Raw genomic sequence first — 13338 nt, 5'->3', positions numbered from 1 at the left:
CCGATGATTCATTTTCCACACGCAGATGCCCTGTGTGCATTGCCCCACCCGTATGCCCTCGATTCGGTTCCCGTGGGCCTGTTCGACAAAGCCATGGCGGAAATCAGCCTCTTCCACAGCCATCACACACCTGGCTATGAACACTGGCTCAACGCCAACGGGCTTTCGGTCGATGACCTCGAACACCTGGCCGACTGGTCGCGCCTGCCACCGATCTACGCCAGCTACTTCAAACAGAGGATGCTGCTCAGCCCCACCGCCGAAGACGCACTGGAGCTGACCTCCTCGGGCACCAGCGGCCAGAAAAGTCGCATGCGCTATGACGAACGCAGCATGGCCGCGGCCCAAGGCATGGTCGCCAACATCTTCGAACATTACGACTGGTCCACGCCGGACGCGCCATGCAATTACCTGCTGTTCAGTCATGAGCCCGAAGCGGCCAATCGGCTCGGCACCGCGTATACCGACCAGTTCCTGTGCCGATTCGCCCCGGCCAACCGCGTTGCCTACGCGTTACGACGCACCGGAAAAGGTCATGAATTCGACGTGTTCGGCGTTATCAGCGCCCTGCAATCCTTCGCCGAGGAAGGATTGCCGGTGCGGATCTTCGGCTTCCCGGCGCTGCTCTGGCATGTCCTTGAGCGTATGCGTGAAACCGGCATGCAGGACCTCAGGCTCGCGCCCGGCTCGCTGGTCTTCCTGGGCGGCGGCTGGAAAAAACAGGCAGCCGAGGAAATTCCTCGTCAGCTGGTCTATGCACGCATTACCCGTCAATTGGGTATCGAGCCCCAACGCTGCCGCGACGGTTACGGTGCAGTCGAACACGCGGTGCCCTATATCGAATGCGCCCGCCATCGATTCCACGTGCCGGTCTATTCGAAAGTCTTCGTGCGTCACCCTTCGGATTTCAGCGTCCAGCCGTTTGGCGAGCCAGGGCTGCTGTCGTTCGTCTCGCCCTACATCTCGTCAAGTCCCGCCCACGCCGTGGTGATGAGCGATCTGGCGACCCTGCACCCGGCCAACTGCGAGTGTGGCCTGCAAACCCAGTGGTTCGAACTGCATGGCCGGGCCGGCACCCGTGCGAGCCGAAGCTGCGCGATGGCCGCTGCCGAAATGATCAAGGAAAACTGATATGTACCTCATCAACGGTCGGTTGACTGCCGAGCTGACATTCGACGCCGCGCTCGAGCGCTTGCAAGCCCAACTCCCCGCCCTGCTGGAAGCCCCGCCTCGCAGCGAAGAGGTGCTGGGCTGTGCAGCGGCGTTCGTTCAATGGCTGCCCACGGCAGCCGCAGGGCCACTGCTCGACGAGGATCAGCGCCAGGCCCTGGTTGCCTTCTGCGGGCGGCCCGCGCTGGAGCTCAAACTGGAGCGAGAGCTGGGCGCCGACAGCCGCTCGCTGCGGCGAATCGACTACAGCGACGGCTCCTTCGAAAGTTGGCAGCCCCTCGGCCTGGTGGTGCACGTGACGCCGAGCAACTCACCGTTGCTGGGCTTCTGCGCAGCGCTGGAAGGCCTGTTGGCGGGCAACGTGAACTGGTTGCGCCCCAGCACCCGTGATGGCGACCTTACGGCGCGGCTGCTGGCAGCATTCGTCGGGTGCGATGCGAGCGGGCGATTGCGAGACTACCTGGCGGTGTTGCCCGTCCCCTCCCGGGAGGTCGGCCGTATCTTCGCACTGGCCCAGGGCGTCAGCGCATGGGGCGGTGAAACAGCCCTGAAGGCGCTGCGCGAACAGATGCCAAGTGGCTGCCGCTGGATTGACTGGGGTCACCGGATCAGCTTCGCCTACATCACGCCGTTCGCTGCCACCGCACAGACCCTGGATGCCCTGGTTGATGAAGTCTGCCGCCTCGATCAACAAGCCTGTTCCAGCCCGCAATGGCTGTTGGTAGACAGCGATGAGCCTGCGCAGCTACAGGCATTGGGCTGCGCCCTGGCAGATGCCTTCGCACGCCGGACCGGGCACTGGCCCATTCTGGAAGCCACCGCCGCAGAAGCGTGCGAAATCACCACCCGAACGGCACTGGCCCGCCTGGATTACAGCTTCGCGAACGAAACCGGTCAGGTCTGGGCCGGTGACGGCTGGCGCATCCTCTGGGAACACCATCGCGACCTGCAACCCTCTCCGCTGTTTCGAACATTGCTGCTAAGGCCAGTGCCCGAAGCGATGCTCGCTGAAGCCCTGCTGCCATGGCGCAATGTGCTGCAGAGTTGCGCCCTCGTCTGTGAGCCAGGGCGAGCACCTGCGTTGGCGCGCCGCCTGATAAGCGCCGGCGTATCCCGTATCACCTCCACGACCGAGATCCAGCAGGGCTATGACGGCGAGCCCCACGACGGGGTCTATGGATTGCAGCGATTGAGTCGTCGGGTATCGGTCGGCCTTGAAGCCCATGCTGCGAGTCACCGTGTCACGCTGGATGCGCCTGCGGCGGCTTTATCGCCAGGCGCCGGCACGCCGATCATGGACAAGGCCGCGTTCCTCGCCCTGCCCCCGGCCCCTGAAGCGCAACTGTTCTTCCGCTCGGGCGGCAGCAGCGGCGCCCCTGTGCTGTCGCCCTACACCTACCGCGATTTCGATCGCCATATGCGCGCCGCCGCCGACGGGCTGCGCGCGGCGGGCCTTGACCCGGCACAGGATCGGGTCATGAACCTGTTCTACGGCGGCAGCCTGTACGGCGGATTCCTCAGTTTCAGCAAGATCCTGGAACAGATGAACGTCGTGCATTACCCCATGAGTGCGCCACCGGACGATAACTTCGAAGAAATCGCAGCGCTGATCGTCGCTCACCGTATCAACACGCTGGTCGGCATGCCAAGCACCTTGCAGCGATTGTTCTCTTCCCAGCGTGCGGCACTCCAAGGCTACGGCGGCGTTCGGAAAGTCATGTTGGGTGGCGAGCACCTGGGGCAAGACAGCCGCACGTTGCTCCAGCAATGCGGCGTCACCTGCATTCGTTCGGCGATCTACGGCACCGTGGACGCAGGCCCGCTCGGCCATGCCTGCATCGACAGCAATGGCGGCGTGTTCCATCTCATGGACTGCATCCAGTCCCTGGAGATCGTCCATGTAGGACAGGATGCGCCCGTCGGTCCGGGGGAAACCGGTCGCTTGCTGTTCAGCTCCCGCATACGCCAGGCGCGTCCGCTGCAGCGATATGAGGTTGGCGATCTTGGACGCTGGGTGCCCGGCCCCTGCTCGTGTGGCCTGGAGTCGCCGAGATTCGAGCTGCATGAACGCCACGGCCGCCTGATACGCATTGCCACGGAGTTCATCAATACCGGCGAACTGGCCGAACGGGCGCAAGCAGCCGTCCAGATCGTGCTCGACCATGAAAGCAGCGGTTGCGAGCGACTGCTGATTCGTACCGATGGCGACCCCGTCACGGTGCGACGCAACGTGTTGGCAATCGCACCGCTACGCACGTCAGTCAATGCCACGCTGCTCGTCCTGGATGTCCAGCACTGCCCGCTCGAACATTTCGAACGCAACAAACACAGCGGCAAAGTCCCGCTGGTGATCGACAGCAGAATGCCCCACCAGTCGATCTCGCCCGCCAATCAATAAGCCGACCTTAAAGCCTTGAGAAAATCCTGATGAGCGCGTCTTTACCCTACGAGCAATGGCTCGACCATATCCGCACGCATTCGGCGTTCTATAACGCTCAACTGCGTCACCTACCCACGCAGGGTTGTGGATTCAACCAATTGCCGGTCGTCAATCTCGGCGAATATTGGAAAGGCAGTGACGATCTGGATAGCTGGCCAGTGCTGACCGATCACGTGAAGGACGCACTGGTTTTCAAGACCGGGGGTACGACCAGCCAAGGCAAGCTGTCGGTGTATACCCACGCAGAATGGCAATTGATGCTCGATTGTTTTGGCCAGAGCCTGTCTGCCCAACTGGCTGCGGGGGATCGCATCGCCAATCTGTTTTTTTCGGGAGACCTCTACGCCAGCTTCTTGTTTATCCACGGTGCCCTGTGCAGCGTCGACGTCGGGATCACCGAATTTCCTTTCACCGGCTCGGTGGAACTCGACGTGCTGGCCGATGCCATCGCCGCGCACCGCATCAACGTGCTCGTGGGCGTTCCTGCGCACTTGCTCGCCTTCGCCAGCCACCTCATCGCGCAAGGCCGCGTGTTGCCGCAGATCACCACCGTCCTGTTTGGTGGCGAGAATCTCTTCGAGAGCCAAATGCCGACATTGAAGCGCGTCCTCCCGAACGCGCGCTTCGCGTCCATCGGCTACGCCAGCGTTGACGCCGGCCTGGTGGGCGCCAGCACGCCTGATTGCGGCTTGGGCGAGCACCGGGTGTTCGACCAACACACACGCGTGGAAATTATCGACGACCTGAGTGGCAACGTGATCGAGGGGTGCGGTCAAACGGGGAACCTGGTGGTGACGAACCTCACCCGAACCCTGATGCCCATCATCAAATATCCGGTGGGAGACCGCGCCAGCTGGTGCGAACCTGCCGGCGCCCCGCAGCGCAAGTTCGCCCTCCAGGGACGCAGCGCAGAAAGCCGTCGCGTCCGTGTTGGCGTGCTGTCGCTGTTTCCCGAGGAGATCAGCGACATCACGCGGAGCGTGGCCGGTGGTTCGCAATGGCAACTGATCATCGAGCACACACAGGGCAATGACCGCTTGTTATTCAAGTGGGTAGCCGACGCACAGGCGAACGCAGGCCAGGCTCGATCGCATGCACTGAAAGCCGCGCTGATCGAGCAATATCCAGGCCTCGAACGACTCCATGTCGACGTGCAGATCTGCGACACGAAGGCGCTGGACCGTCATCCCCGTTCCGGCAAGCATCTGTCGATCATCGATCGTCGGGTGTACGGTCCGAAGGCAACGGGGGACGCAGTATGAGCAATCTGCTCATCCGACCGTTCCAGCCAGCGGACAGTGTCAGCACTTGCGAGCTGTTCCGCCGGGTATACGGCGATCACTACGTCTCGCCTGACGTCTACATGCCGCAGATGATTTGCCAACATAATTTGCAGGAGCGCTGGCATTCGCTGGTCGCCGTGACGGGGGACCGCGTGGTCGGTCATGCCGCATTGTGCCGACACGCCAAAGCCAGTCTGGACGCGGAACTGGCGCTGGTTGCGGTGGACCCCGACCTGCAGGGCAGACAAATTGCCTCGCGGCTGGGGCAACAATTGCTGGACGGCGCCCGGGCGCTCGGGCTCGCCCGGCTATCGATCAAACAGGTCACGAGCCATCCCTTCAGCCAACGTTTGTCTCGACGGCTGGGATTTGATGACGTCGGCCTGCTACCCGATTTCGTGCCCTCGCCGTTCGCCACGGACCAGGCCGAAACCATTGTAATCGGCTGCCAACGGGTCAACGGCGGCCTCCCACCGCTACCGCGGCTCCAGTGGCCAGCCCCCTGCCAATGGCTGATGGAGCCGCTGGCATCACGGTTCGGGACCCGCCTCGACGAGGGACCTGCCGGGACACAACCGTTGCGGATCAGCCATCTACCCGGCCGAGTCGACATCGTGGCAGAACGGGTGGACGCCTGCCTCGTCGGGCAGTTGCAACGCCTGCCGCTCCATTGGCCATTGTCGGTACGGCTCGGCCTCGGTCGACACTTTGCCACGGACCATCGCCTGTTAATGACCGCCGGGTTCTTCTTCACCGGGATAATGCCCACTGACACCGCACAAGGTTGGCAGGCGCTGTTCCACCGCCTTGCAGAGCCGCGCCAGCTCCATCTGCAATCGGCCTCCATGCAACGCCTCCACGATGAGTGGCAGGCCCACGCCCAAGCCTGGAAAACCACGCAGGCCAGCTCGGCCGCCTGACGTCACGTCCCCTCCCCACTTAAGCTATCGGCAAGGAAGCCGATACAACCTGGTACGCCCATACCAACTGTTTCTGAAAGACGCCTTCGTGCAAGGAACACCACATGCCCTCATTGCGCACCATTCAGGCCCGCTACACGCTGTTCCTGGTTCTGTTCATCCTGGTGTTGTCCATCCTCACCGTTGTTGGCATCAGCTACCTGGTCGCACCCAAGCTGCGCCACACCGAGGAGCAAGTGGCGTTGAACCGCATTGCCGAGGTCGCCGAGCAGATCCAGGGCGAACTGAACAAAGTCCAAGCCCAACAACGCAGCATCACCCAGACCATTCCATTGCTCGACAGCGACGCCATCGACAAGGTATTGCCAGGCCTGGTGGATCAATACGGCGAACTGAAAGTGTTTGGCGGCGGGATCTGGCCGTTGCCCAACCAGCGTGCGGAAGGCCGCAGCAAGTTCAGCACCTTCTGGCATCGCGACGCCTCCGGCAAGCTGATCGTCAACACGTTCTGGAACAGCGACGCCGCGCCAAACTATTACGAGCAACCCTGGCACAAGGGCGGCATGGCTACACCGCCTGGCAAATGCGCCTGGGCCGCCGCCTATAAGGACGACGCCAGTGCCGAGCCACGCACCAACTGCGCAATGGCGATCCAGAAGAACGGCGCGCCTTATGGCGTCTCCACCATTGACGTGACCTTGGGTTTCTTCAACGACCTGATTGCCCGCAAGGAAGCTGAACTCAGCGCCGAAATGCTGATCGTCGAAGGCGACGGCAAGATCATCAGCAACAGCTCGCGGATCAGCGGCCCGATCGTGCTCAAGAACATCAGCGAGCTGGCGGCGACCTCACCGTTTGCGGCCCAGGTCAAGGCTGGCCTGGCCAACCGTGACCAACTGCAGCGCGTCGAATTCGACAACAAGGGCGAAGCCAGCACGTTCTTCATGCGGCCCATCGAAGGCTCGCCCTGGTTTCTCGCCACCGCGTTGCCGACCCGCCTGATCACCGCCCAGCGTGATGACGTATTGAACACGCTGAGCCTGCTGCAGATTCCCATGGTGATCCTGCTGGTGCTGATGCAACTGTATGCGATCCGCCAATTGACCCACCGCATGAAGATCCTCAAGGGCAACATCGATGCGCTGTCCACCGGCGACGCCGACCTGACCCGCCGCATCACCATCCGCGCCGAAGACGAACTGGGCGCCATCGGTCACTCGGTCAACAAGTTCATCGCCTATCTGCAAGACATGATCGGCGAAGTCACCCAGGCTACTGGCGCCATGGCCTCGAGCCTGGACAAACTGCAGCAGACTTCGGCCCACACCAGCGAAATCCTCATGCGTCATGCTTCGGAAACCGACCAGACCGTGACAGCGATCACCGAGATGAGCTCCACGGCTGAAAGCGTCGCGCAAAACGCGGCGGAGACGGCAGCGTTCACCCAGCGGGCCAACGAGCATGCCGATCGTTCTCGCGTCGTGGTTGGCGAAGCGTCCAACAGCGTCGTGGCGCTGATCGATGAAGTCGCCAGCGCCACGCGCAAAGTCGAGAACATGCAGCAGGATGCACAACGCATCACCGAGATCCTCGGCGTGATCGGGGCGATTGCCGGGCAAACCAACCTGCTGGCCCTCAACGCCGCCATCGAAGCCGCCCGGGCCGGCGAACAGGGCCGTGGCTTCGCGGTGGTCGCCGACGAAGTCCGCGCCCTCGCGGCCCGCACCCAGGCCAGCACCTCGGAAATCAACGAAATGCTGACCCGCCTGACCCAAGGCGTGAGCTCGTCGGTCGCGGCCATGGAAAACACCCAGGCCAGTTGCCAATCGGCCGCCGACGCCACTTCGCGGGTGAACTCGGGCCTGGACGAAATGGCCGGCTCGGTCAGCCAGATCAACAGCCTCAGCACGCAGATCGCCACCGCCGCCGAGCAACAAAGTGCGGTGACCGAGGAGATCAACCGGAGCATGGTGCAGATTCGCCACATGGTGGAAGAGCTGGTGGAAAGCGGCTTGGCGAGTGAGCGTAATACCCGGCAGTTGCTGGAGGCCAATGGTCGGGTGAATGCGATTATGGGGCGGTTCAAGGTTCGCTAGAGCGTCCCCACACCCTCCTGGGGTTGGACACGCATCCCGAGTTCACCCCAACCTTTTTGTGGGAGCGAGCTTGCTCGCGAAAGCATCGGATCAGCCTACATCAATGTTGGATGTTCGACGGCTATCGCGAGCAAGCTCGCTCCCGCAGGGTTCTGTTCCGTCTCCAACCTGACAATTCTGTAATCCGTCCCTCAGCCTACCGTCAGGCGCTCGCCGCTAGTCTGTTATCCTTCCAAACTTCGTCGCCAAGAGACCGTTCCCCATGGCCAATCCCCTGCACCTGCTCGCCCTGAGCGCCGTTTTTATCTCCACCCTGGCCCAGGCCGCCGAACCCGTCACCATCGACGTGCACCGCGACGCCAATTGCGGCTGCTGCAAGAAATGGATCTCCCATCTGCAAGCCAACGGTTTCAAGGTCAACGACCATGTCGAGGCCGACATGAGTTCGGTCAAGCAGCGCCTGGGCGTGGCGCCGAACCTGCGCTCCTGCCACACCGCCGAGATCAACGGCAAATTCGTCGAGGGCCATGTGCCGGCTGATCAGGTGCTGGCGTTGAGCAAACGCGACGACTTGCTGGGCGTGGCCGCGCCGGGCATGCCGATGGGCTCGCCGGGTATGGAAATGGATGGCATGGGCGATGCCTATCAAGTGATCGGGCAGAAGAAGGACGGCACGCAAACCGTCGTGGCGGATTATCCAGCCCACTGATGGCTGGCGCTTATGTCGGGCTTTTCCTGACCGCGTTTGGCGCAGCGACCCTGCTGCCGCTGCAATCGGAAGCGCTGTTGGTCGGCCTGGTGCTCAGCGAGCGTCAAGCAGCCTGGCTGCTGATGGGGATCGCGACCTTGGGCAATGTCCTGGGTTCGCTGGTGAACTGGTGGCTGGGGACCCGCCTCGAACAGTTCAAGGATCGCCGCTGGTTTCCCGTCAGCCCTTCCCACCTGGACAAGGCGCGTCGGCATTATCAACGCTACGGGTACTGGTCCCTGTTGCTCAGTTGGCTGCCGATCATTGGCGATCCCCTGACGCTGATGGCGGGCGTGATGGGTGAGCCATGGCGACGCTTCCTGTTGATCGTCACCCTCGCCAAGGGCCTGCGTTATGGCGTGCTCGTGCTGGCAACCCTGGGCTGGATGGGTTGAACGTTCCAGTGGTTCGATTGCCTGTGATTAATGTCGCCATAATCGAGCCGTTCCACGATCGACCGGTTGCCTCAAGGAGATTGATCATGCCGCGTTTGACCACCCGCTGGCTGCCCAGCCTGTTCTTGCTCGCTGCCCTGCCGATGTTCGCCCAGGCCGAGACGCCACCCGAAGGCCCCGCCTATGGGCCGCAGCTCGAAGGTTTCGAGTATCCCTACACGCTCAAGCATTTTTCCCTCCAGTCCCAAGGCAAACCGTTGCAGATGGGCTATATGGACGTGCCTGCCCAAGGCAAGGCCAACGGGCGCAGCGTCGTGCTGATGCATGGCAAGAACTTCTGCGCCGCCACCTGGGGCGACTCGATCAAGGCCCTCAGCGAGGCCGGTTACCGGGTCATCGCCCCGGACCAGATCGGCTTCTGCACCTCCAGCAAACCGGACCATTATCAGTACAGTTTCCAGCAGTTGGCGACCAACACCAACACCCTGCTCAAGGCGCTTGGCGTGCAGAAGGCGATCGTTGTCGGCCACTCCACCGGCGGCATGCTCGCCACCCGCTACGCCTTGCAGTTCCCCGACCAGGTCGAGCGCCTGGCGATGGTCAACCCAATCGGCCTTGAAGACTGGAAAGCCCTCGGCGTGCCCTACCGCACCGTGGACCAATGGTATGAACGCGAGTTGAAACTCAACGCCGAGGGCATTCGCACCTACGAACGCAACACCTACTACGGCGGACGCTGGAAGCCGGAGTTCGACCGTTGGGTAGACATGCTCGCTGGGCTCAACAAGGGACCGGGGCACACGCAAGTCGCCTGGAACTCGGCGCTGATCTACGACATGATCTTCACCCAGCCGGTCTATTACGAATTCAAGAACCTCAAGGCGCCAACGCTGCTGCTGATCGGCACATCCGACACCACGGCAATCGGCAGTGACATTGCCCCGCCGGCCGTAAAAGCCAAGCTTGGCCACTACGAGGTGCTCGGCAAGCAGGTCGCGCAATTGATCCCTCGGTCGACGCTGGTGGAGTTCCCCAACTTGGGGCACGCGCCCCAGATGGAAGAGCCGGATCGGTTCCACAAGGCCCTGCTCGGCTGGCTGGACAAACCCATTCCCTGACGAGGTGTTCCATGGCGGTGCAAATAGCGGTCATCGATGATTGGCAAGGCGTGGCGCAAGACGTGGTGGACTGGTCGCCACTGGACAGCATTGGCCAGGTAACTTTTCTCCACGATTACCCCGCCGATCAAGACACTCTCGTCTCGCGCCTGCAAGGCTTCGATGTCATTTGTGTGATGCGCGAACGGACCCGTTTCGATGAAGCACTGCTGCGTCGCCTGCCCAACCTCAAGCTGTTGCTGACCGGCGGTATGCGCAACGCTGCGCTCGATCTCAAGGCTGCCACGGCGTTGGGAATCCAGGTCTGCGGGACCGACAGCTACAAGCACGCCGCGCCCGAACTGACCTGGGCGCTGGTCATGGCCCTGACGCGCAACCTGGTCCCGGAAGCCAACGCGTTGCGTGCCGGGCTGTGGCAGCAGGGCCTGGGCGGCGATCTGCATGGCAAGACCCTGGCGATCCTTGGCCTCGGCAGCATCGGCACGCGCGTGGCGCAGTTCGGCCGGGTGTTCGGCATGCGGGTAATCGCCTGGAGTGAGAACCTGACCGCCGAACGAGCCGCCGCGGCCGGCGTGACCTATGTCGACAAACAGGCGCTGTTCGAGCAGGCCGATATTCTTTCGATCCACTTGGTGCTCAGCGACCGCACCCGCGGTCTGGTGGATGCCCAGGCGCTGGGCTGGATGAAGCCTGAGGCGCTGCTGGTCAATACCGCTCGCGGGCCGATCGTCGATGAAGCTGCGCTGGTCGAGGCACTTGAGCACAAGCGTCTGGCCGGTGCGGCCCTGGACGTCTTCGCCGAGGAACCGCTGCCAGCCGACCACCCGTTTCGGACCCTGGACAATGTTCTGGCGACACCCCACGTGGGTTATGTCAGCCGACAGAACTACCAGCAGTTCTATGGCCAGATGATCGAGGATTTGCTCGCTTGGGCGGCTGGCAAACCGATTCGGGTGTTGACCACCACAATCTGAAAATCCGCTAGTACCCTGTGGGAGCGAGCTTGCTCGCGATAGCGGTGGACCAGTCGCACAATCATGACCTGACACACCGCTATCGCGAGCAAGCTCGCTCCCACAAGGGGCATGCAAGCGCTCGTCCTGAAAGCCATCAAAACGCCTCCATCCCGCCCGCCCCTTAATGGTGCGCAGCGCCGCTGAACCGCGCACGCGATTGAACCGTCGCCCTTCCATACACCCCGACTGTTTCAAACAAGCTGCATTTCGTCGGCTCGAATTCCCCTGCGTCGTGTAAGACATTGCCGACAGGTCGCGTGATTGTCCGACAATTCGACGAAGCGAACCGCACCGCTCTAGCTTCTGACCTAGACTGCCGAACCGAGGGGAAAACCGACCGGTCATCCGGAGGAAAAAAAGTCGAAACTTTTCGCAACGGCGACAGGTCAGGTTAGAGGAAGGGCAACAACGGCTGGAGCATTCCTTGCAACGGCCCCCTCACCTGATTCGCTTCGCCGCATTGGGCAGCGCTTTGCTCTCCTTGCGTAGCGCTCGTGCGCCTGGCCGCAGGATTCGGCCAATGAAACAACAGCTCTGGCGCTTGCCGGAAACAGATCGAGAAATAGGAGTTATTTATGATCAGTGCTGCCTTGGAACCACAGCAAGTCCGTTCTCAACTACCGCCGGCGGCCGAATCGCCGACGGCACCGGTGTTGGCCACCGGAGGCAAGGCACTGCTACCTGTCGTTCGACAGAATCCCAATCGCAAGAAAATCCTGTTCGTGACGTCGGAAATCGCCGACCTGGTCAAGACCGGCGGCCTGGGTGACGTCTCCTCCGCCCTGCCCCGCGCCATGGCCGGTCTGCACGACGTGCGGATATTGATCCCCGGCTACCCGCAAGTCATGAACAGCGGCAATCCTATCCATATCATCGGCGAACTGGGTGGCCACGCAGCGCTTCCTCCTTGCAAGATCGGTCGCATGGACATGGCCGACGGCTTGGTGATCTACGTACTGATCTGTCCCGAACTCTACGCTCGCGAAGGTTCTCCTTACGGCGCCAACAACGGTCGCGACTGGCCTGACAACCACATCCGCTTCGCCCGCCTGGGCCTGGCCGCCGCCGACATCGCCGCCAACCTGGCGCAGATCCACTGGTGCCCCGACCTGGTCCACGCCCATGATTGGCCAGCAGGGCTCGCGCCGGCCTATATGCACTGGCGCGGCCAACGCACCCCGACCCTGTTCACCATCCACAACCTGGCGTACCAGGGCGTGGTCAGCCTCGCGTCCTGTCCTGAATTGGGTATCCCGGAACATGCTCTGCAACAGGAGGGCATGGAGTTCTACGGCAAGCTGTCGTTCCTCAAGGCCGGCATGGCCTATTCCAGCCACATCACCACCGTCAGCGCCACCTACGCCCAGGAAATCACTACCCCGGCGTTCGGCTGCGGCCTCGACGGGTTCCTTGCTTCCAAGACTCAACAAGGCCTGCTCAGCGGCATCCCCAACGGCATCGATGAAAGCTGGGATTCGGCCACCGATTCCCACTTGCTGCGCCAATTTTCCATAGGCGATTGGGATGGCAAGGCCGCCAACGCCGCTCATGTGCGCGACCTGTTCGGCCTGGAGGAATCCACCGGCCCGCTGTTTGCCGTGGTGTCGCGCCTGGTCTATCAGAAAGGCCTGGACCTGACCGAGGCCGTGGCCGAGTTCATCGTCGAGTCCGGTGGGCAGATCGCGATCATCGGTCGTGGCGAGCCGGAAGAAGAACAGGCCATGCGCGAACTGGCGCTGCGCTTCCCCGGGCGCATCGGCGTGCGTATCGGCTTCAACGAGACCGACGCGCGGCGGATGTTCGCCGGCAGCGATTTCCTGCTGATGCCTTCGCGCTACGAGCCCTGCGGCCTGAGCCAGATGTACGCCCAACGCTTCGGCTCGCTGCCCGTTGCACGCAACACCGGCGGGTTGGCGGACACCATCGAGGACGGCATCACTGGTTTCCTGTTCGATGAGTCGACCGTGGACAGCTACAAACAGGCCTTGAGCCGCGCGTTCAAGGTCTTCGAATTCCCCGAACTGCTCAATGCCATGCGCTGCCGCGCGATGTCGGCGCCCTTCAACTGGAGCAAGGCCGTAGAACCCTACGCCGAACTCTATGAACAACTGGTCGCTAAATCATTGGGAAAATCGGCTAGACAATGAGGTAA

The 13338-nt window shown here is 62.3% G+C and carries 10 protein-coding genes; all 10 read left to right on the top strand.

The window, feature by feature from the left end; all coding sequences use genetic code 11:
• The first annotated feature begins 3 nt into the window (after positions 1–3).
• On the top strand, positions 4–1131 hold the full coding sequence (locus KSS97_RS13295) for a LuxE/PaaK family acyltransferase (RefSeq protein ID WP_217861861.1): 1128 nt from the start codon (positions 4–6) through the stop codon (positions 1129–1131).
• A gap of 1 nt (position 1132) precedes the next feature.
• Positions 1133–3568: an acyl-CoA reductase gene (locus KSS97_RS13290; protein ID WP_217861860.1), complete on the top strand. Its 2436-nt coding sequence runs from the start codon at positions 1133–1135 to the stop codon at positions 3566–3568.
• 29 nt (positions 3569–3597) lie between these two features.
• The gene (locus KSS97_RS13285; protein ID WP_030142736.1) at positions 3598–4872 is read left to right on the top strand and encodes a phenylacetate--CoA ligase family protein; all 1275 of its coding nucleotides are present in this window, start codon (positions 3598–3600) and stop codon (positions 4870–4872) included.
• Positions 4869–5813, top strand: a complete 945-nt coding sequence (locus KSS97_RS13280) for a GNAT family N-acetyltransferase (RefSeq protein WP_217861859.1) — start codon at positions 4869–4871, stop codon at positions 5811–5813. Before KSS97_RS13285 ends, KSS97_RS13280 begins: the two co-directional genes overlap by 4 nt.
• Before the next feature lie 104 nt (positions 5814–5917).
• Entirely contained in the window at positions 5918–7909 is a 1992-nt protein-coding gene (locus KSS97_RS13275) for a methyl-accepting chemotaxis protein (RefSeq protein ID WP_217861858.1), read from the top strand.
• Between the two features lie 262 nt (positions 7910–8171).
• Positions 8172–8618 (top strand): DUF411 domain-containing protein, encoded by a 447-nt coding sequence (locus KSS97_RS13270; RefSeq protein WP_217861857.1) that lies wholly within the window; start codon positions 8172–8174, stop codon positions 8616–8618.
• Positions 8618–9052, top strand: a complete 435-nt coding sequence (locus KSS97_RS13265) for a YqaA family protein (RefSeq protein WP_217861856.1) — start codon at positions 8618–8620, stop codon at positions 9050–9052. The genes KSS97_RS13270 and KSS97_RS13265 overlap by 1 nt, the downstream gene beginning before the upstream one ends.
• Before the next feature lie 86 nt (positions 9053–9138).
• Positions 9139–10170: an alpha/beta fold hydrolase gene (locus KSS97_RS13260; RefSeq protein ID WP_030142741.1), complete on the top strand. Its 1032-nt coding sequence runs from the start codon at positions 9139–9141 to the stop codon at positions 10168–10170.
• Between the two features lie 11 nt (positions 10171–10181).
• Positions 10182–11144, top strand: coding sequence for a D-2-hydroxyacid dehydrogenase family protein (locus KSS97_RS13255; RefSeq protein WP_217861855.1), 963 nt, complete (start codon positions 10182–10184; stop codon positions 11142–11144).
• Between the two features lie 617 nt (positions 11145–11761).
• Positions 11762–13333 (top strand): glycogen synthase GlgA, encoded by a 1572-nt coding sequence (gene glgA, locus KSS97_RS13250; RefSeq protein ID WP_217861854.1) that lies wholly within the window; start codon positions 11762–11764, stop codon positions 13331–13333.
• Positions 13334–13338: the final 5 nt, after the last annotated feature.

Origin of the sequence: Pseudomonas alvandae (assembly GCF_019141525.1) — a bacterium.
Lineage (GTDB): Bacteria > Pseudomonadota > Gammaproteobacteria > Pseudomonadales > Pseudomonadaceae > Aquipseudomonas > Aquipseudomonas alvandae.
This window is presented reverse-complemented; position numbering and strand designations above follow the sequence as displayed.